The sequence below is a fragment of the Meiothermus granaticius NBRC 107808 genome (assembly GCF_003574355.1).
GTDB classification, from domain to species: Bacteria; Deinococcota; Deinococci; order Deinococcales; family Thermaceae; genus Meiothermus; species Meiothermus granaticius.
Genome location: NZ_QWLB01000018.1, coordinates 19,521 through 39,164, shown reverse-complemented (window position 1 = coordinate 39,164; position 19,644 = coordinate 19,521). Strand labels below are relative to the sequence as shown.

Sequence of the window (19,644 nt, the reverse complement as noted above, 5' to 3'; positions counted from 1 at the left end):
TTATGAACCCACCCCCTAAACCGACCACCGTCCCCCTCTCGAGCCGAGCCCTATGGACGGGGATTTTTCTAATTCTCATCTCCACCTGGGCGGTGATGGCCGAAGGGGTGCGGCCTTTTGCCCTGGCTCCTGGTCTGGTCGGGCTGGGGATTGCCAGCCTGGGCATTGTGGCCCAGCGCAACCCCAGGCTCGAGCCGCAGGCTTTGCGGATCGCACTGGGGCTGGCCCTCCTGGCCCTGCTGGGCTCACTGCCGGGGATCCCCGGCTTCTGGGTTCTGCTGCGCGGAGGGACCTTGGCCCAGCCGGTCGCCGCCCTGACTCAGTTCGCCACGGTCTTCATCTGCTTGGCCTTTCTGGTACGGGGCTATCTGGCCCGCACCAAAGGCCCCCGAGAAGGGGGCTAATCCCCAGCCACCGGGGCGGGGAGCCGGGTCGGGGCCTCTTTGAGCCCTTCCACACGCCCTAGCAGGGTAAATTTCTCCACCCCTTCTACCCGCACCCACACGGTCTGACCGACCTGAGCGGTTCCCTCGGCCTCGAGCTCGAAATACTCTGGGGTATGACCGTAGAACCTACCCCCCCGGAAGCTCTCCACCAAAACCTCCACCCGGCCCCCCAGCTTGGGGCGCATGCGGTCTTCGGCCAAGCGGTGGGCCAGGGCGGTGAGCTCGCGGTTGCGGCGTTTGCGCACCTCGAGGGGCACCTGCGGCAACGAGGCCGCGCGGGTCTTGGGGCGCGGGGTATAGGTGAAGACGTGAACCCGGCTGGGGCGCAGTTCCTCTAGAAAGTCCAGGGTTTGGCGGTGCTCCTCCTCGGTTTCGGTGGGCAGCCCCGCGATCACATCGGTGGTGAGGGCAAACCCAGGGATTCGGGCATAGGCCTTTTTCACCAAATCCCGGTAATGCTCCCGGTCATAGCGGCGGCCCATCAGGGCCAACAAGCGCTCCGAGCCGGTCTGCAAGCTGAGGTGAAGGTGGGGCCGCACCTGCGGGGCAAACCGCCCCAGCACCTCGAGCAGATCCTCGCCGGTGTCCTCTGGCTCAATCGAGGAGAGTCGGACCTTGGCCCCCATCCGCGCCAACGCCTCGACCAGCCCCGCGATGCCGCGCGGGTGGCCCCGATAAGAGCCCAGCCGCACCCCGGTGAGCACAATTTCTTGCACCCCGGAGCGCAGCAAAGCCTCGGCCTCCTGCAGGGCGCTCTGGTGCTCGCGGTGCCGCTCCCGCCCCCGCAGCCGAGGGATCACACAGTAAGCGCAGCCCGCATTGCAGCCATCCTGCACCTTGACAAAAGCCCGCACGTAGTTGTTGAGCAGACCCCGCTCCCCTGCCCCCCAAAACTCGTTGGGAGGGGTGGTCAGCGGGTCTGCAGGAAGGCCAAAGTGGCTCAGGATGATCCCCGGCAACTCAGCCTTGCGGCGATTAGGAACCACTACATCGGCCCCGAGCTCGGCCAGCAGGGTGGGCTCGAGCTCGGCATAACAACCCGTCACCACAACGAAGGCCTGGGGGTTGGCCCGCCGGGCCCGGCGCACCTCCTTGCGGGCATCGGACTCGGCGCTGGTGGTCACCGCGCAGGTGTTGATCACCACCAGGTCCGCGCCCTCCTCCAGGGCCACCACCTGGGGCTCTAAGGGCTGAAGCAGCCCCACCAGCGCGTCCGATTCAACCTGATTAACCTTGCACCCCAGCGTCTTGACCGCAAGCCGCATAACACCGAATTCTCCGGGGTTACCGGCCCGACGTCAAGGGGAGCGGTTGGGGGCTATTGCCGAATTTCAATCTTGCGGCCCTGGGGTTGTTGCTGCGGGGCCTTCATGCTGATCTCGAGCACCCCGTCCTTGAAGCTGGCCTGGATCTCGTCCGGGTTCACGCCGTCCGGCAGGGGAATGCTCCGATAAAACGAGCCGTAGCTGCGCTCACTGCGGTAGAAGCCTTGCTCCTGCCGCTCCTGCTCTTGTTTGCGCTCGCCCTGGAGCACCAGGGTGTCCCCTACTACCTGCACCTCGAGGTCCTCTTTTTTCATCCCCGGCAGATCCGCTTGGACCACCAGCTGGTCCCCGCGCTGGAACATCTCAATTTGAGGCTGCCACATCCCCTGCATTCCAGCCGCGCTCCAAGGGCTAAGCCCCCCGCGGCCAAAAAAGTTCTCGAACATCCGGTCCATCTCCTCGCTCATCCGCCGCATCAGGCTGAACGGATTGGCGTTCCAGTTGTTGCGGCGGGACAAGGTAGAAGACTGCCCACTCGAGGTTTGAAGCGCGTTGCTCTGGGCTTGCCGGTTGCTCTCTTGCGTAGCCATAGCTTCCCTCCTCTACACAAAGCTCAACAAAGCCTCTTTTGCCTACGGGGAAATCCCCGCTGGATGAGGTTATACCCACACCCAACTCTGTTTTAAAACCCCCTGCTGAGGCTCACCTGAAGGCGCCCCTCCCCCCCAGGGGGCTTAGCGCTCCCAGCGAATCGAGAGGTCCTCGCGCCCCGCCAGCGCCTTGTTCAAGAGTTCAATCAGGGCGGGATCAGCCCCCGCCTCCTTCCAGGTCTGCACCAGATCGGCATTGATGTAGTAATCGTGGTCGTCTAGGGATTCCTCTTCCATCTGCTCCTCGAGGAAGCGCAGCTGATCTTCGCTGATCTCGCCCAGATGCTCACGGGTATCGGCATTGAAAAGTTGAACCATGCCTCCGATTCTAGCAAACCGCTTGGTGCCCCTTAGAGGTCCGGGAAGAGTGCTCTATATTCTCCGTTTGAACGGTAGTATACCCGCATGGAGCTCGAGCCCCTTATCCTCAACAACCGCCGGTGGGCCGCGCGGATGCGGGAACGCGACCCCAGCTTTTTCAAGCGGCTCCTAGAGCAGCAAACCCCGGAGTATTTCTGGATTGGCTGCTCAGATAGCCGGGTTCCAGCCAATGAAATTGTGGATTTACTGCCCGGTGAGATGTTCGTCCACCGCAACGTGGCCAATGTGGTGGTGCACTCCGATCTCAACTGCTTATCGGCGATGCAATTTGCGGTGGATGTGCTCAAGGTACGGCATATCATCGTCACCGGCCACTACGGCTGCGGGGGGGTACGCGCCGCCCTGCTGGGGCTGCGCATGGGGATGATCGATAACTGGCTGCGCCATGTTCAGGATGTGCTGCACAAGCACCGCCCAGAGGTGTTGGCCCTGGAGACCGAGGCCGAGCGGGTGGCGCGGCTGTGCGAGTTGAACGTGATCGAACAGGTGACCAACGTCTGCCAGACCACGGTGGTGCAGGACGCCTGGGCTCGAGGGCAAAAACTCACCATACACGGCTGGGTTTATAGCCTGGAAGACGGCCACCTAAAGGCCCTGCATCCTGAAGTGAGGCAGCCCGAGGAGCTCGAGCCCGCCTATCGGGCGGCTTTGGCTAAGGGGCCAGCTGGCCCTTGACGCCAGCCGCAGCGCTCGATAATATTTAGTTTGCGTCTGCGGGCCGGAATGGCGGAATTGGTAGACGCGCATGATTCAGGGTCATGTGCCCGCAAGGGTGTGCAGGTTCAAGTCCTGTTTCCGGCACCAAACAGCGCCCCCGATGCACGGGGGCGCCGTTTCTTTGGGCCTATGCCCGCACGGGTATAAAGCTAGGCTGCCCGAGTCTAGGGGTGCGGTGGACAACAGGCGTACACTTCTAGCATGTTTCAGGGGAAGGTGGTGTTGGTCACTGGGGCGGCTCGAGGCATCGGGCGGGCCATTGCCGAGGCGTTCGCCCATGAAGGGGCTCTGCTGGTGCTGTGCGATTGGTCAGCTGAAGGGGCCGAGGTGGCCAAACAGTTGGGGGGGCTTTTCGTCTACGCCGATATCGCTCAACCCTATGGGCGCGAACGCCTGATCCACGAAGCCCTGCGGCAGTGGGGTGCAGTTCATGTGCTGGTCAACAATGCTGCAATATCTGCCCCTGGTTCCGCCCTCAGGGTGAAGCTCGAGGAGTGGGCCCGCGTCCTAGAGGTAAACCTCACCGCCCCGATGCATCTTTCAGCCCTGGCTGCACGGGAGATGGCCAAGGCGGGCGGGGGTTCAATCGTCAACCTTGCAAGCGTACAGGGCCTCTTCGCGGAGCAAAACAACGCGGCCTATACCGCCTCTAAAGGCGGCTTGATCAACCTAACCCGCTCCCTGGCCCTGGATCTGGCCCCGCTCAACGTCCGGGTCAACGCGGTGGCGCCCGGAGCCATCGCTACCGAAAGCCTGTTGCAGGCCCTCGAGCTCTCGGAGGCTCCGGAGCAAACCCGCGCCGACTGGGAAGACCTGCACGCCCTGCGCCGCTTGGGCAAACCCGAGGAGGTGGCCCAGGCGGTGCTGTTCCTGGCCTCAGAACGGGCCAGCTTTATTACCGGGGCCATCCTGCCCGTAGACGGCGGGATGACCGCCAGCTTTGGCATGGCCGGACGACCCGTGTGAAAGCCGCAGAATTGATTTCTGCGACAGCGGCTGCAAGGGGGTTTAGTCTTCGGCGTTGAGGAGCAGCTGAGCCGCTACCGCTTTCTGGTCCCCGGAGCGGTTGGCCCAGTGTTTGAGCAGCTGGTCTCTCGCATCGTTTACCACCTGTTGCAAGCGGCTCAACTCCGTGCGGGAGAACCCCTGGTTGCTTTGCAAAGCCACCGGCTTGAGCGAGAACTTGGCCACATGCCCTTCGTGTTTTACGTAGATATAGGGGGACTCCTGCGTGTAGCCGGAGTTCACGAAAAATCGGTATTGTCCCGAGCGGTGCAGCGTAATCATTTACCCTCCAAATCCGTGACCTATAAACATAAACTCGAGCATGGATGTAACGTTAATCAGGATAGCACGACCCCAAAGGGCCAACATGAGACGCAATACTTACGTGCAGGAGGGCAACCGGGCTAGATGAGAAGCGGGCCCGGTCTGGCGTAACGCCCAGCGGGGTCCGGGCCAGCTTCCTAGATTGAAACCCGTCGCTCGGCGTCTCCGGTAATTCCAAAAGCGGCCCAGTAATAGGGGTTGGGATAGGCCTTCCGCAGGGTTTGTTGGGCGGTGCGCAGGGCGCTCGAGACCGTAGCCCCCGCCTGAAGGTGGCGATAAAACTCGGCCATAAGGAGGGCGGTCACCTCATCCCTGACCGGCCACAGACTGGCCACCAGACAGGGGGCTCCCGCGAAGAGAAACCCCCGGGCCAGCCCCAACAGCTCATCCCCTCCCACCGGGGTGGACACCCCGGTCTCGCAGGCCGAGAGCACCACCAGCTCGGCCCGCAGGCGCAGGCGATACAGGTCTCGAGCCGTCAGCCAACCATCGGAAAGCCGCAAGCCGGAGAACATCGGGTTATCGGGGCGAAACGCCCCGTGCGTGGCCAAGTGCAGCACCTGGGCCGTCTCGGCCTGATCAAAGAAGTGGCCCATCGAGGCCGCGGCCCCGGTGAACTTATGGGCCTGCCGGGCAATACGGGCGATGGCCTCGACCTCCTCGGTCGCCTGCGGCAGACCCTCCAGCGGCACCCCAAAGGCCACCAGTGGTCCCTTGGGGCTCCCCTTCCGCCTGCGCCACAGGGTATAAAGGGCTGCGCTGGGGGCCAGGGAAACCTCGGCCTGATCCAACAAATAGCCCCTCTCCCCCAACAAGGCAGCAAAGGGGACTCGGTGGAGGAGCCCGTGGGGCACCACCAGCAACGACCTCCCCTCGAGGCTCAGGTTCAGCGGCTCGAGCAACAGCCGGTGCAGGGCCCGGAGTTGCTCGTTTACCGAGGCCTGCAGCACCTCTTCGCCGTAGATTTGCGCGAACGGCTCCCCCTGGGCCACCCGGTGGAGAAAGAACTCCAACCGTTCGAGCGCCTGGGTGATTTCCGCCAATGAGCCCAGCTCTCGCACCCCCCGCAGCGCCTGCCCCTCCAGAACAAACGCCACCAACCCTCGAGCGGTGCTGAAATATTCCAGCAGCACCATGTCCGGCGGGCACACCTTCTGAAACTCCTCCAGTCCAATCTGGGAGAGCGGTGCTAATCCAGATCGGCCCTGTCGCTCGAGCTCGCGCAGCAGCCGCAGCACCCGATTCTCGGCTTCTGCCACGCGGGCCTGGCGGTCACGGTCGAAGGCACCTTCCGCCAAAAGCAGGCGGTCTAGCCAGCTCCGGGCCTGGGCCAACTCCTGCTCCAGCCGCTCATTTTGGGCTTCCTGGGGCTCCTCTTGTTCACCGCGAGCCGCCAGCAGTTCCACCAAGGCCCGCGACTTGGCCCGCTCCGCGTACTCAAAAGCCTCCACGTCGCGGTGGGCGTCCAGCAGCAGGTCTACCAGGTTGGCGTAGGCATCGAGCTTATCGCCCAGGTAGGCGGTGCGGAACTCATCCACCCCCAGCCCAGAGCGCACCCCCTCGAGCAAGGCGATCGCCTGCTTGAAATGGGCCTCAGCCGCCTCGGGGTCAGCGGGCAGGGCCGCCCGCCCCAAGAGGCCTTCGAGCCGAATCTGTAGGCCGGGCACCTCCAGCCCCGACAGCAGCGCGGTGGCCTCCTCCAGGGCCAGGCGGGCCCGACTGGGGTTGCCCATTTCCAGCAGGGACTCGGCCATAATGCTGAGCCCCAGGGCCTTGGCCGAAGGCATCTCGGTCAGGTCTGCCGCTGCTCGAGCGCTGCCCAGCACCGCGGCCTCGAGCGCCGACCAGTCCCCGTTCCGTCCCTCCTGCAAGCGCAAATTGGCGATGTAAACCCCAGTTAGGGCAGCTTGCAACCGATTGCCCAAGCGCTTCCACAAGCCCTCCGCCTGCTCCAGGCGGGCTCGAGCCGGGCCCAGGCGGTGGGCTTTGGCTTGGGCCAAGCCCAAAACCACCAGGGCTTCGGCCTGCTCGAGCCCCATCCTGCGCTGGGCAAAGGTCTCCACCAGCTCTTCGGCCAACCGCTCGGCTTCATCCAGCAGGTTGAGCTCGAGATAGGTACGGGCCTCCTCGAGCCCCGCAAACACCGCATCCGGATGGGCCTGGTCCCCATAGGTCTGGCGCACCCGGTCCAGCAGCCCCAAGGCAACGGTCAGCCGCCCCTCCTTGCGGTACAACAGGGCCAGGTTCAAGCTGGTGCCCGCCTCGAGCTGGACCTGGCCCCGCCGGCGGAAGATCTCCAGCGCGGTCTCAAACTCACCCACCGCTTCGCTCAGGCGATCTTGTTGCTGGTAGAGCTGACCCAGGTTGCTGTGGGCCTTGGCCACCCCGAGTTCGTCTCCGATGGCCAGGAGCCCCTCGAGCGCCCCCCGCAATGCCGCTTCAGCCTCCGGTATACGCCCCAGTCGGGAAAGGATGATGCCCAGGTTAATCCCCACGTTTGCCGCATCGCGCAGCAAGCCCAGGCGCAAAAACACCTCCCGGGTCTGCTCCGCCAACTCCCTCGCCCCGCTCAGATCCCCCATCATGGCCAAGGCTTGAACCTGGCGTACGGCGGCCCGGGCGGCTTCCTCGTTCAAACCCAGGGCGGTGAACCTGGCCCTGGCTTGCTCGTAGTGTGGGATGGCCGCGGTGAAATCACCCCGCACCGTGAGCCCCAGGGCCAAGGCCCATTCCCCCAGGGGCTGTGCCCGGGGATCGTCCACATACACCGCTGCCTCTGCCGCCCGCTCCCCGGCCAGGAGGGCCAGGGCGCTGTCGGTATCCTTGTAGCGGTCTACCTGGGCTTTAAGGGCCTCGATCAGGCCAATATCCGGCGGGTGTGCGGCAAGGTATTCAGCCCGGGCCTGGGGTTCGGGCTCGGTCAACAAAAACTGTACGGCGGTCTCGGGATGCATCGGGCGATTGCGTCCATTCCACAATCAAGCCGCGGAGTCTTCAAGCCCCAGTTCATTCTTGAGCCGCAACAGCAGCTCAACCAGGCCCGGATCGAAGCGCGAGCCCGCGCTCACCTCCACCTGCCTCAGGGCCTCTTCCAATGGCAGCGGGTGCCCTCGAGCCGGGCGCAGCAGCTTGACCAGCTCGCTGGCCAGGGCCAAGATGCGGGCGGTTTTAGGGATATGCTCCCCCTTCACCCCCGGCATACTGTGGCCATCCCAACGGGCGCCCAGGAAGCTCAAGATGCGGGCCGCAGCCCGTTGCTCCCCCTCGGAAAGCTCGAGGGGTTCTATTTCCTGCTGCTTCTGCTCCAACACAAAGCAGGCCGCCATGAGGGCTTCCAGCTCCTCCGGCAGCAGCCCGGCGGCATAACCCAGCCGCCGGGCCACTCGAGCCAGCGGGGTGCTGAGCACCTGCAGGACGCTGGCCCGCCCCTGCGGCAGGGCAAAAAGGGGGGTTTGGGTGCGGCGCATGGCCTTGTCCCGGTACATGGCATCATCGGCCTCGCGCCAGAGCTGGTTTAACTCGGTGACGTCTTGGAGCACCGCGTATCCCAGGCTGGCCCGTAAATACTCGCTATCCGAGACGCGAACCTCCTCGAAGAGCGCCCGGTAGCGTTCCGCCGTACGGGCAGGGTTTAGGCTCTGGGGCCCTTCGATAATTAGGGCAAACTCATCCCCCCCCAGCCGGTAGGCCCGGTCCCCCGCTCGAGCCTTGGCCCGCAGGGCCCCACCCAGCCGGATCAGCACGTGGTCCGCATGAACGTGGCCATAGGTGTCGTTGATGCCCTTAAAGCCATCCAGGTCCAAGAGCACCAACACCACCGTACGACCGTAGTTTTTAGCGGAGAGATGAGCCAGATCGCGCTCGAAGGCCCGACGGTTGCCCAGCCCGGTGAGGGGATCGGTGTAGGCTGCCCAGGCCAGCTCGCGCTGCAGGGTCCACTCGCGCCGCACCACCCCGATGGCCGCTGCCATATCCAGCAGCAGCGCCTGGGTCTGGGCATCCGGCAACCAGGGGGTACGGGTGCTGAAGAGCAGGAGCGCCGCTCCCTCTTGAGTTTCGCGCTGAATGGGCAGGAGAAACAGGCTGCGCAACCCGGCCTTGACCAGCTCGGCCTGGTGGCCAGGATACAGCTCATAGTGGGGAATACTGACCTGTTCCCCCCGCTGGGCCAGCTTGACCAACTGCGGCCCGATTGCCGCTTCTACCGGAACCCCGGCCCCCCATCCCGCCTGGGCCAGGCTGCGCACCCCCTCCTCCAACAACACCAACCGCGCCCCCTCCGCCCCAGAAAGCCGGGTGATCTCCTCGAGAGCGTCCTGAAGGGTGACCTCGAGGGCCTGTTCACGGGGGGCCCGCAGCAAGGCGTTGATGGCCGCGAGCCACAGGGCTTGTCGCTCGGCCCGTTCGCGCAAATGGAACTCCCGCAACACCGGCCCCGCCTGGCCCAGGTACTCAGCCGCCCACCCGCGGGCCTCGGGGCCCAAGGCCCGGGCCTCCAAAGCCCAAAGCTGCACCACCACCCAAACCTCGTCTTCGGCGGTTATGGGCAGAGTAAGTACCGCGCCAGACCGGTTCACCTGGCTCAACCCTGGCGGCAGGCGTTCTCCCAGCAGCACCCGCAGAGGGTGCGGTTCCTCCTCCTGCAAGCTGGACTCAGGCCAGCCTTGGCTGCCGTACCGACCGCGCAAAGCCGCCTCGCTGACCCCTTCGAGCCCCCGCACCAATCCGGCCGGTAACCCTTCAGCGGCCACCAGCTGAAAGCGCCGATGGCCATCCTTAACCCACAGCAAGGCCTGCTCGACCCCCTTTAGGCCGTGCAGGAGCCCCGCCAATACCCGAGCGTGCAGGGCTTCGCTGGTGCGCGAGGCCAGTAGGCTTTGCAGCCACTCGAGGCCAATCCCCCCACTGGGGGGGCGGTTGAGCCGGAGCGGGCGTCGAGGCGGGGTAGAAGGCATGGCTATCCTGCTTGAAACTGCTCAGGAAAACAACAGGGGGCCAACCCCCTTGTTCTGGCTCGAGATTGTACCCGCCCCCAGGAACGGCGGAAAGACAGAACCCTCTGGTCTATCCAAGTATGTGCAATCCACTCCGGGCACCCGGCTGCGGTTCCTAACGCATGCGCAGCCCCATACTGCATTAGCTTATACCCGGCGGTATGAAATCCCTGATGATCCGGTAAAGGGTAAAGCCGGCGAGCTCCCTTCACACCCCCGGATCAGAACACCTCGAGGCCCTCCACTTTGAAGGTCTCTCCCCCCAAGCTGAACTCCAGCGCGTAATCCCCCTGATCCTTGAGCTCGAGGCGGAACCCGCCGTAATCGCTCACCGGGCTCGAGGCCACCGGGGCCCCACTGGAGTCCAACAGGGTCAGGGTGCGCACCTTGGGCTGCTTGGACTCGGTGATCACCTGCCCCAGCAACACCGCACCGCTCCCCTCGAGCTTGAGCGAGAGATCGAGGTACACCCCCCCAGCCTTATAAAGCTTTGACCACGAAGCGCTCAGCCCCGAGCCCCGCAACCCCTTCTGGGCACTGCGCGAATCCATAATCAAAATCGCTTCTTTAGCAGCAGCCACGGGCCTTAGCATATCGGCTCTCCCCTGCTTGTGGCATCTTTAGTTAGGGCCTGGGTGCTCCTCACGCTCCACCGTCCTCGCATGCGCTCTTTCCTGTTGTCAGGATAGTCGGCAAAAGCCTTGTGCCATGCGCAAATGACCGTTACGTAAGGGGTGACGATCTTAATCCAAGACCCCTTCTGGAAGGCCAAAGGGTCCGCCGTTATTTGCGCTATAAGGCTGCTGCTCGCAGCAAACAGGGGTAACGTAACCCCGTAACCCAGAGGCTGCGGTTATACTGCACACCTCGAGCTGGCCTTGGGGCAGGCATCGGCGGGGGCTACCAGAGGGTGGTCAGCCAGGGCAGGGGGCTCAGCAAACCCTCCGCATAGGCCACCCCCACCAGGTTGCCCCAGTAGCGGCGCAGGGCCCGCCTGGCCTCCACCCCGCTGGGCCCTACCGTCTCAGAGACCGGCTCACCTTCAAACTGGCTTTGGTAGGCCAGCACCGCAGCCTGCCAGGCCTCAATATGCGCGGATACATCCACGGCAAGGGTGGGGATTGCCGGGTAGTTGCCGGGGTAAAACAGCAACCGGCTGACCTTGTGGGGGGGGCCCTCTACCGGGGCTTTGCGCAGCCCCGCGTCGTGAACCGCCGCAGCGCCCAGACGGCTCGCCCCCAAATGATCTGGATGGCGGTCGGAAGCATGGGGGATCAGCAAAACCCTGGGCCGCAGTTCACGTAAACAGCGGGCCAGGCTTCCCCGCGCCTCGAGACCATCGCTCACCGCCCCATCAGTAAGCGCTAGGTTGCCTCGGTAGTCCAGAGCCAAAACCGCCGACGCGGCTCGTACCTCCTCAGCGCGGGTCTCCACCGTACCCTTAGAGCCTAGCTCCCCCCGGGTCAAGTCGAGGATGCCCGTGCTCAAGCCCTCGCTTTTGGCTCGAGCCAGCAGTCCGCCGCAGCCCAGCTCGCCGTCATCGGGGTGAGGGGCAATTACCAGTAAGTCCAGTTGCGTTGCCTTCACCCTAAGGGTTATACCAAAATCGAAATTCGGCGGTTCTCCCTCAGGGGAACGGGCTCTACCCGCCCGGAAGGGCGATTTCTAAACACACCTTCCCGCGAAAACGCGCTATGGTAGTGAATATGTCAAGCATCACCGCTAACCCGGCCCAAGTCGCCGAGATCGAGCAGCTTGTCCAAGAGGGGAATCGGCTTCAGGAGCGGCTCAGCGAGTTGGGCGGCACCTTGCGACAAGTGGCGGCCCAGCTCGAGGGGGGCGTACCTTCCTCTACCGGGATCGCCGCCAGCATCATCGAGGTTTCCAAGGCCTTTGAGACCTGGCACCAACGCGCCCAGCAGGCCCTGGGTGGGCAGGCGGTGGAAGCGGTGCTGCCTAAAGTCATCGAGTCCCTGCACGCCCAACGGCGCCACCTGGAGGAAGCGGCCCTGCGACAGCAAGCCCTGGGGGTGCTCGAGCAGATCAGCAGCCTGACCTACCGCGGTTCCGAAGAGTTTTTACCTCTTTCCACGGTGCAGTTTGACGCACTGGGAATGTTGCGCGCGGTCAAGGAACAACCCGTCCTTGACGATACCGCCAAAGCCCTAGTCGCCGGGACCCATCCGTTCAACCACCTGCTGCGGCTGGTCAGCGACAAAAGCATGAGCAATGAGGAGTGGCAGGCCACCTATCAGGCGGTGGGACAGCAGTTCGGCATGGATTTGGCGGTGGCGGTGGCCCGCGGCTTCGTTTATCTGCCCGAGGCCTAGGTCTCGAGCCGCTGGAGCAATCCGAGGGCTACTGGGCGGCTTTCTCCCCAAACCGCCGCTCGTTGCCCTTTTGCAGGCGGCGGATGTTCTCGCGGTGGGTCCAGAAGATCAGTGCGGCCAAGGCCACCAAGGTTAGCACCTGCCATAGCGGCCGGCCCAATGCCAGGCTGACCACCACCGCCGCAATGCTTCCCACCAGGCTTCCGGCTGAGATGTAGCGGGTCAGGGCCATGGTCGCAACCCCCACCACCATCACACACAGGGCCACCACCGGGTCCAAAAACAGCAAGGTGCCCAGGCTGGTCGCTACGCCTTTCCCGCCCCGCAGCCCTAGAAAAATTGAGTAGTTGTGCCCCAGTACCGCTGCCAGGGCTACTCCCCCGAGCATCAGCCCCTCGAGACCAAACAGCCGAGCCAGCAACACCGCAATCCCCCCCTTGAATATGTCGAAGGCTGCCACCAGCAGCGCGGGCCAATTGCCTAGGGTGCGCTGAATGTTGGTGGCTCCGGTGTTGCCCGAGCCCACCTTCTGGATGTCTATGCCGTGATAACGCGCCACCCAAACCCCAGCCGGAATGCTGCCGAAGAGGTAGGCCAGAAGCAGGATGAGCCCATGGGTCAAGTCCACGCTGGTATTGTACGTTCCAGGCTTGATGGGGGGTTTGGGCCCAATCACCAAACCCACCCCAAAGACCCTGCCTTTGGGGCCCTACTTCCTTCGCAGCACCTTGGGGGTGGTCAACACCAACCGCACCACCCCCTGTACCCGCATCTCCTCACACTCGAGCAGGCGAAACACCGGCCCGCGGGGATTCCAGGACTTGAGCACCTGCCCATCCTCCCCGTCCGACCACACCTTGAGCACCCCCCCCTCGTAATTGCTGGCCAGACAGCGCACCCACACCACCACCACATCGCCCAGCTCGGGGCGGCGACCCCGCTCCGCAATCACCAAGGCCCCAGGGGGAATCCCGGTGATCTCCTCGGAAACCATTGAATCCCCCTCCACCCGAAGGGCAAACAGACGATCCAAGCGGGTACCCTTGGGCAAAAAGGCCCCATCCACCCGCACGCGGTGGGCCGGATTCTCGTACAGCTCGATTGCCCTCATCCCCGCTGAAACCGTTCCCAGCAGCGGGATTTCCAAGGCGGGAATGTAAGGCTGGGGGGTGCTAAGCGAGCGGGGCTCGAGGGCCTCTCCCAAATCCAGCTCGAGCCCCGTCGCGTGCACAAACTCACCCCAAGACCACTCCAGCGCCTTCAAAAGGGCCTTGAGTTTGGCCGCCCCCAGATCGAGGGTGGGGTGCAGTAGGCCTCGCTCGAGCCGGCTGACCTCCGTTTGATTGAGCAGCGCGGCCTCGCGCGCCACCTCGGCCTGGGATTTGTCCAGGCCTTGCCGCCGCTCGCGCAGGGCCATCGCCCAGTCTGGGATCCTGCTCATGTCCTCTTTTCCAGAGTAAATCATTTTGACTCACATTGGATGGGCAGTTTAGTCAGCTTGACTCAAAATGGATTACCCTGTAACATTTTACATTATACATATTCTGTTTTTAGCAGAATCAATCCCACAATCCCCCCAGGAAGCCTTATGGACACTGGTACCCCCCTCTGGTCGGTTTTTGTTTCGGCGGCCCTGCTGGCCCTGAGTGGGGCGGTGCTGCGGGTGTTGATGGAGAGCGTGCGCAGCGAAGCCTGGAAAAGGGCCCTGCAGGTGCTCTCCAGCGCCTTCTGGGGAGGGCTGGCGGCCATCTTTCTGGCGTCCTGGCTCAAGGTGGAGCGTTCCGGGTTGCTGGCCGCCGCTGTACTTCTCGGCTGGGTGGGGTACCAGGCCGTGCTCGAGGCCCTGCTCAAGGGAATTTCCAGTCGAATCGGAGCCAAGGAAGGGGAGAAAAAATAACCGCTAGGGGAACAGCGCAGGGCCCAATTTGTAGGTCTGCTCGCCCTTTCCAAAGGCCCAGGGAGCCTAAGATAGGGCTCATGGAACTCGGCTACTCCTTCTGCCCCAACGATACCTTCATCTTCTACGCCCTGGCTCACGCCAAAGTGCAGGCCCCGTTCGCCGTGCAGGAAACCCTCGAGGACGTAGAAACCCTCAACCGTTGGGCCAAGGAGGGCCGCCTACCCTTAACCAAGATCAGCTACGCGGCTTACGGGCGAATACGCGAGCACTATGTGGCCTTGCGCTCCGGCGGAGCCTTGGGGCGGGGTGTAGGCCCCCTTCTGGTCGCCCGGCAGCCTCTGGATACGCTGGAGCGCCGCCGGATTGCCATACCTGGGCAGAACACCACCGCGTTCCTACTGCTCTCCCTGTATACCCAGGGGTTCATCCCGGTGGAATTGCGCTACGACCAGATCATGCCGGCTGTGGAGCAGGGCGCCGTGGAAGCCGGGTTGATCATCCATGAATCGCGCTTCACCTACCCCCAGCACGGTCTGGTCAAGGTGATGGATCTGGGCGAGTGGTGGGAGGGCCTGACCGGGCTGCCTTTGCCGCTGGGGGCGATTCTGGCCCGGCGTGACTTGGGGGAAGCCACCATCCGCGCTGCCGATCAGGCTGTACGAGAAAGCCTCGAGTATGCCTACGCTCACCCCGAAGAAACCGTAGCCTACATCAAGCAGCACGCCCTAGAGCTCGAGGACGAGGTGATCTGGGCCCACATCCACACCTACGTCAACGAGTTCTCGCTGGATGTGGGCCAAGAGGGGGAGCGGGCTGTGACCGAGCTGTTCCGCCGGGCCGAGGCCAAAGGACTGCTGCCGACCTCCTCACAGCCCATCTTCCTCCCCCCCCCTGTGCTCCGCTCGTAATCGGGTCAGGCTCGAGGCTGGGGGTATCCATCTCGCTCCAGCACCTTTGCGGCAATTTCACGGCGCAGCCCTACCAAATCCGCCGGCTCATGCTTGGTCAGACGGCGGGCCGCCGAGGCCATCAGGCGCATATCGTCGCCCTCGGCCAGCCGCGGCAGGATGGAAAGGGCCGCCGCCTGGGCACGATCTTGGGCTTGATAGAGGTAAAGCCGGGCCATGCTCGCATAGACCCCCTCACCAAGCCGCCGGGCACGCAATAAAGCGCTCTCAGCAGCGTACACATCAATCAGAACATCCGCGGCTACCGCCAATACCTCCTGCTCCTCCTCCACCTTCTGCGCAAACTTCAAGGCAGCCAGGCCCAAGATCGCCAGGGCCAGCTTCTTCAGGCCCTCCAAAGCAGCCATCTCTTTATCCTCGGGCTCCTCGAAAGAGGGCTCCAAGAGCTCCTTTTGCAGCTTCATGGCGGCATCGAAGAGCGGCAGCTCGCCCTTCATGGCCCGGCGCAGCAACATTCCGGGGATCAGGAGGCGGTTGATCTCGTTGGTACCCTCGAAGATACGGTTGATGCGGCTGTCGCGGTAAGCCCGCTCGATTTCGTACTCAGCTGAATAACCATACCCGCCGTGAATCTGCACCCCCTCGTCCACCACGTAGTCCAGCACCTCCGAGCCCAGTACCTTGATGATGCTGGCCTCTACCGCATACTCCTCGATCCCCTTGAGCACCGCTTCCGCCGCATTGGCCTTATCCAGACCCGCCAGGGCCTCATCAATCAAGCCCATGGTGCGGTAAACCGCGCTCTCACCGGCAAAAATGCGGGTGGCCATCTCGGCCAGCTTTTGCTGGATCAGGCCGAAATTGGCGATGGGCTGCCCGAAGGCCACGCGCTCTTTGGCATACTTAGCCGAGAGGGCCAGGGCCCCCTTGGCCCCGCCAATGGCCCCCGCTCCTAACTTGTAGCGCCCCACGTTGAGCACGTTAAAGGCGATTTTGTGCCCCTTACCCAGCTCGCCCAGCACATTCTCCACCGGCACCTTCACGTCTTCCAGAAAGACCTGGCGGGTGCTCGAGGCCTTGATGCCCATCTTCTTTTCCTCCCCACCAAAGCGCAGGCCGGGGGTATCGCGCTCGACCAGGAAAGCGGTCAGGCCCTCCTTGGTTTTGGCAAACACAGTGAAGAGATGGGCAAAGCCCGCGTTGGAAATCCACATCTTGGTGCCGTTCAGGATGTAGTGCTTTCCATCCTCGGAAAGCTCGGCGCGGGTCTTGGCCCCCATGGCATCGGAACCGGACTGCGGCTCGGTCAGGCAGTAAGCGGCGATCAGCTCGCCCGAGACCAGCTTGGCCAGGTATTTGTCTTTCTGGGCCTTGGTGCCCCAGTAGACCAGCGGCAAGAGGCCAATGCTAGTCTGGACCCCATAGGAAACGCTGAAACCGCCGGTGGGCGAAAGTCCTTCGGCAATCACCGTGCTGACTGTTTTGGGCAGATCCAGGCCGCCATACTCCTCCGAGACCTCAACCCCCAGGAGGCCCAGCTCGCCGCACTTTTTGAGCAGGGGGAGGTTGTGCTCGAGCCCCCCATGCTCCAGCGCCTCCGCCACAGGCCGGTACTCTTTCTCTACGAACTGCCGCACCGTCTCCTGAATCATGCGGGTGGTGTCGTCGAAGTCCTCGGGGGTGAAGAGGTGGGAGCTGGGCTCGAGAATCCAGCCTCCCCCTTTATGTGCGGATTTCCGATCTGCAATCATGCTAACCCCTCCCTTAAAATCTTGTACTGAGTCAAAGTTTAGCAGATGCCTGGGGTGAGGGTCAATGCAGGGCCCGAGGCCTCAGGAAGAGCGTCCAAGCGAGGCTCTATTAGGAAGGCTTGACCACCAACCAAGCCCCCGCCAACAGCAGGAGCAACCCCAGCAACCGGCTCAAGTCCATCGGCTTAACCGGGGTCTCGAGCCAGCCAAAATGCCCCACCACCGCTGCCGCCGCCAGCTGGGCCACCACGAAGAGCACTACGGTTCCCGCAATGCCGATGCGGGGGGTGGCGTAGCTGAGGGCCATCACGATGCTGACCCCCAGCGCCCCGCCCAGCCAGCCATACCAGGGCACCCCGCGCCAATCGGCCAGACGCCCACCCGACACCAACAAAATGCTTCCCGAAAACAGCAGCCCCACCAGATGAACCACAAAGGCTGCCCCCAACAATCCGATGCGGTTGGCCAGCAAGGCGTTGAGGGGTCCCTGGATTCCGGCAAATAGTCCCACCAGGAGTACGGTCATCGCGATAAACACAAACGCATTCATACCTGTTCAGAATACCGTTTGGTGCACTATCTGTGCGGCTCAGCACACTGGACGGCGGGGTTGGGCCTATACTAAACTTTGACTTGGTATAAAAATATGCCCAGGTAGCTCAGGAGGCCAAATGCGAATCAAGAAGGTAGGTGTGGTGGGTTCGGGCACGATGGGTGGCGCGATAGCGGCATTGGCGGCCTCCGCAGGGGTGCCGGTGGTCATGCTGGATATACCGGGCCAGGAGGACAAGCTCGAGCTGGTCAAAAAGGGCCTCGAGCGCCAGCTAGGGAGCAAGCCCGCGAGCTTCATGGACAAAGGGCGGGCGGCCCTCATCGAGCTGGGCACCACCGATGAATTGGAAAAACTGAAAGACTGCGACTGGATCGTGGAGGTCATCATCGAGAAGCCCGAGCCCAAGCAGGCCCTGTTTGCGCGGCTCGAGGCCCTGGGTACTAAGGCCATCGTGAGTTCCAACACCTCCGGCATTCCCATGAAAACCCTTCTGGAGGGCCGGGGAGAGGCCTTCCGCAAGCGCTTCCTGGGCACACACTTTTTTGCCCCGGTGCGCTACCTGCACCTTTTAGAGCTGATCCCCACCCCCGACACCGACCCGGCGGTACTGGAAGCCATGCGCCAGTTTGGCGAGCGCATTCTGGGCAAGGGCACGGTCCTCTGCAAGGACGCGCCCGGCTTCATCGCCAACCGGCTAGGGGTGTTCGGCATGACCCAGGCCATGCGCCTGATGATGTCCGAGGGCCTCACCATTGACGAAGTAGATGCCCTCACCGGCCCGCTGGTAGGCCGCCCCAAGAGCGCTACCTTCCGCACCGGCGACATCTCCGGCCTGGATGTGCTGAAGCTGGTCTCCACCGAGCTGGCCCATACCACCGGCGAAGACTTCGCCATGCCCGACTGGGTGGAAAACCTGATTGCCCAGAACCACCTGGGCGACAAGACCGGCGCGGGCTTCTACAAGAAGGTGGGGAAGGACATCTTCACCTACGACTACCAGACCGGCGAGTACAAGCCCCAGCAAAAGCTGCGCCTGGACGAGATTGGGGCCATCAAGGACCTGCCCCTGAACGAGCGGCTCCAGAAGGTGGGCGAGCTGCCCGGCAAGTACGGCGCCTTTGCCCGCAAGCTGTTTTTGATTAACGCGCACTATGCCCTCCTGAAAGCCCCCGAGATTGCCTACGACATTGTCTCGGTAGACCGGGCCCTGGAGTGGGGGTTTGCCTGGGAGCAGGGGCCTTTCAAGAACATGGACGCGGTGGGCCTGGACTATCTGCGCCGGGGCTTTGCCGAGCTGGGCCTGAGCGAGCCGGAGCTCCTCAAGAAGGCCCAGGGTCGTTTTTATAAGGACGGCACCTACCTGGACTTCGACGGCCAGTACCACCCCATCCCGCCCGAGGAAGGGGTCATCCGGCTGGCGCCGGTCAAAAGTGCAGGCCGCACACCTTTAGAAGGCAAGGAGTACGCCCTGCTCGACCTGGGCGACGGGGTGGCCCTCTTCGAGAACCGCGCCAAGATGGGCACCTGGGGCGAGGGCTCCATCGGTGGACTGCATAAGGCCCTGGACTGGGTGGAGGCCCAGGGCTACGCCGGGCTGGTGATTGGGCACGAAGACCCCCGCACCTTCAGCGCCGGGGCCAATCTGGCCCTGGTCTTGATGGCGGCCCGGGAAGGGGCCTGGGACGACCTCGAGCTGGCCACCCGCCGCTTCCAGCAGACCTCCATGCGTCTGCGCCGGGCCCCCTTCCCGGTGGTGGCCGCGCCCTTTGGCCTCACCCTGGGGGGCGGGGCCGAGTTCAGCCTGCACAGCAGCGCCATTCAGGCCCACGCCGAGCTGTATATGGGCCTGGTCGAGACCGGCGTGGGGTTGCTGCCTGGTGGAGGGGGCACCAAAGAGATGCTCTTCCGCTTTACCCGCGAGCTTTCCGGGTACAGCTCGGACATAGACCTGTTTGAAGGGGTCAAACGGGCCTTCCAGATGATCATGCTGGCCCAGACCTCCACCAGCGCCCTCGAGGCCCGCAACATGGGCTTCCTGCGCCAGGGCGACGGCATCAGCATGAACCGCGACCGGCTGATTGCCGATGCCAAGCGGCGGGTGCTCTTTATGGCCCCCGACTTCGTATCCCAGCCCCCCCTGAAAATCCGGGCCCTGGGGGCCGAGGGCCTGGGCAACCTGCGCTACGCCCTCTGGCAGTTCCAGGAGGCCCGGCAGGCCAGCGCGCACGATGTGCTGATCGGCAACCACGTGGCCTACGTGCTCTGCGGCGGCGACGGGCCTGCCCGCGAGGTGACCGAGCAGGACATTCTGGATCTGGAGCGCGAGGGCTTCCTGAAGCTGCTGGGCACCCAGAAAACCCAGGAGCGCATCGCCCACACCCTGAAGACCGGGAAACCGCTGAGGAACTAGCCGTGGGGCA

At 63.6% G+C, this 19,644-nt stretch carries 19 protein-coding genes and 1 tRNA gene; 8 read left to right on the top strand and 12 right to left on the bottom strand.

Annotation, left to right across the window (positions count from 1 at the left end; translation table 11 throughout):
* The first annotated feature begins 2 nt into the window (after positions 1-2).
* Positions 3-404 carry a hypothetical protein gene (locus Mgrana_RS07850; RefSeq protein WP_240631291.1) on the top strand — a complete coding sequence of 134 codons (402 nt, stop codon included), beginning with the start codon at positions 3-5 and terminating at the stop codon, positions 402-404.
* Here the strand turns inward: Mgrana_RS07850 and mtaB are convergent.
* The 3 genes from mtaB to Mgrana_RS07835 form a co-directional block, all read right to left on the bottom strand.
* Entirely contained in the window at positions 401-1,711 is a 1,311-nt protein-coding gene (gene mtaB / locus Mgrana_RS07845; RefSeq protein ID WP_119357051.1) for a tRNA (N(6)-L-threonylcarbamoyladenosine(37)-C(2))-methylthiotransferase MtaB, read from the bottom strand. The two genes, Mgrana_RS07850 and mtaB, sit on opposite strands and share 4 nt — an antisense overlap.
* 53 nt (positions 1,712-1,764) lie before the next feature.
* Positions 1,765-2,301, bottom strand: a complete 537-nt coding sequence (locus tag Mgrana_RS07840) for an Hsp20/alpha crystallin family protein (protein WP_119357050.1) — start codon at positions 2,299-2,301, stop codon at positions 1,765-1,767.
* A gap of 144 nt (positions 2,302-2,445) precedes the next feature.
* Positions 2,446-2,679 carry a galactosyldiacylglycerol synthase gene (locus Mgrana_RS07835; protein WP_119357049.1) on the bottom strand — a complete coding sequence of 78 codons (234 nt, stop codon included), beginning with the start codon at positions 2,677-2,679 and terminating at the stop codon, positions 2,446-2,448.
* 87 nt (positions 2,680-2,766) lie between these two features.
* Here Mgrana_RS07835 and can point away from each other — a divergent pair, with 87 nt between their 5' ends.
* The 3 genes from can (at position 2,767) to Mgrana_RS07820 (ending at position 4,425) form a co-directional block, all read left to right on the top strand.
* A complete protein-coding gene (gene can, locus Mgrana_RS07830; protein ID WP_119357048.1) occupies positions 2,767-3,417 on the top strand; it encodes a carbonate dehydratase in 651 nt (216 codons plus the stop codon).
* 42 nt (positions 3,418-3,459) lie between these two features.
* Positions 3,460-3,546: transfer RNA gene (locus Mgrana_RS07825), tRNA-Leu, on the top strand.
* 114 nt (positions 3,547-3,660) lie between these two features.
* Positions 3,661-4,425 (top strand): SDR family NAD(P)-dependent oxidoreductase, encoded by a 765-nt coding sequence (locus tag Mgrana_RS07820; RefSeq protein ID WP_119357047.1) that lies wholly within the window; start codon positions 3,661-3,663, stop codon positions 4,423-4,425.
* A gap of 42 nt (positions 4,426-4,467) precedes the next feature.
* Here the strand turns inward: Mgrana_RS07820 and Mgrana_RS07815 are convergent, their stop codons facing one another.
* The 5 genes from Mgrana_RS07815 to bshB1 form a co-directional block, all read right to left on the bottom strand.
* The gene (locus tag Mgrana_RS07815) at positions 4,468-4,746 is read right to left on the bottom strand and encodes a DUF4160 domain-containing protein (protein WP_119357046.1); all 279 of its coding nucleotides are present in this window, start codon (positions 4,744-4,746) and stop codon (positions 4,468-4,470) included.
* Between the two features lie 179 nt (positions 4,747-4,925).
* Positions 4,926-7,742 carry a CHAT domain-containing protein gene (locus tag Mgrana_RS07810; RefSeq protein ID WP_119357045.1) on the bottom strand — a complete coding sequence of 939 codons (2,817 nt, stop codon included), beginning with the start codon at positions 7,740-7,742 and terminating at the stop codon, positions 4,926-4,928.
* A 24-nt stretch (positions 7,743-7,766) separates the two neighbouring features.
* A complete protein-coding gene (locus Mgrana_RS07805) occupies positions 7,767-9,743 on the bottom strand; it encodes a diguanylate cyclase domain-containing protein (protein WP_119357044.1) in 1,977 nt (658 codons plus the stop codon).
* Positions 9,744-10,003: 260 nt separating this feature from the next.
* Complete coding sequence (locus Mgrana_RS07800; RefSeq protein WP_119357043.1) at positions 10,004-10,363, bottom strand: hypothetical protein; 360 nt, start codon at positions 10,361-10,363, stop codon at positions 10,004-10,006.
* Between the two features lie 319 nt (positions 10,364-10,682).
* Entirely contained in the window at positions 10,683-11,369 is a 687-nt protein-coding gene (bshB1, locus tag Mgrana_RS07795; RefSeq protein ID WP_240631290.1) for a bacillithiol biosynthesis deacetylase BshB1, read from the bottom strand.
* A gap of 119 nt (positions 11,370-11,488) precedes the next feature.
* Between bshB1 and Mgrana_RS07790 the strand changes: the two genes are divergently transcribed.
* Complete coding sequence (locus Mgrana_RS07790; RefSeq protein ID WP_119357042.1) at positions 11,489-12,112, top strand: hypothetical protein; 624 nt, start codon at positions 11,489-11,491, stop codon at positions 12,110-12,112.
* 28 nt (positions 12,113-12,140) lie between these two features.
* On the opposite strand, the gene plsY is transcribed toward Mgrana_RS07790, so the two are convergent.
* Together plsY and Mgrana_RS07780 are read right to left on the bottom strand one after the other, a co-directional pair.
* The gene (plsY, locus tag Mgrana_RS07785; RefSeq protein ID WP_371862073.1) at positions 12,141-12,740 is read right to left on the bottom strand and encodes a glycerol-3-phosphate 1-O-acyltransferase PlsY; all 600 of its coding nucleotides are present in this window, start codon (positions 12,738-12,740) and stop codon (positions 12,141-12,143) included.
* Between the two features lie 81 nt (positions 12,741-12,821).
* Positions 12,822-13,553, bottom strand: a complete 732-nt coding sequence (locus tag Mgrana_RS07780) for a S24 family peptidase (RefSeq protein ID WP_147021157.1) — start codon at positions 13,551-13,553, stop codon at positions 12,822-12,824.
* A gap of 147 nt (positions 13,554-13,700) precedes the next feature.
* On the opposite strand from Mgrana_RS07780, the gene Mgrana_RS07775 reads away from it, so the two are divergent.
* Both Mgrana_RS07775 and Mgrana_RS07770 read left to right on the top strand, forming a co-directional pair.
* Positions 13,701-14,009 (top strand): hypothetical protein, encoded by a 309-nt coding sequence (locus Mgrana_RS07775; protein ID WP_119357040.1) that lies wholly within the window; start codon positions 13,701-13,703, stop codon positions 14,007-14,009.
* 80 nt (positions 14,010-14,089) lie between these two features.
* Complete coding sequence (locus Mgrana_RS07770; RefSeq protein WP_119357039.1) at positions 14,090-14,920, top strand: menaquinone biosynthesis family protein; 831 nt, start codon at positions 14,090-14,092, stop codon at positions 14,918-14,920.
* Positions 14,921-14,925: 5 nt separating this feature from the next.
* Here Mgrana_RS07770 and Mgrana_RS07765 read toward each other — a convergent pair whose 3' ends face one another.
* Positions 14,926-16,671 (bottom strand): acyl-CoA dehydrogenase family protein, encoded by a 1,746-nt coding sequence (locus Mgrana_RS07765; protein WP_119357038.1) that lies wholly within the window; start codon positions 16,669-16,671, stop codon positions 14,926-14,928.
* Positions 16,672-16,780: 109 nt separating this feature from the next.
* On the bottom strand, positions 16,781-17,221 hold the full coding sequence (locus Mgrana_RS07760) for a DMT family transporter (RefSeq protein ID WP_119357037.1): 441 nt from the start codon (positions 17,219-17,221) through the stop codon (positions 16,781-16,783).
* A 121-nt stretch (positions 17,222-17,342) separates the two neighbouring features.
* Between Mgrana_RS07760 and Mgrana_RS07755 the strand changes: the two genes are divergently transcribed.
* Positions 17,343-19,634, top strand: coding sequence for a 3-hydroxyacyl-CoA dehydrogenase/enoyl-CoA hydratase family protein (locus tag Mgrana_RS07755; protein WP_119357036.1), 2,292 nt, complete (start codon positions 17,343-17,345; stop codon positions 19,632-19,634).
* Positions 19,635-19,644: the final 10 nt, after the last annotated feature.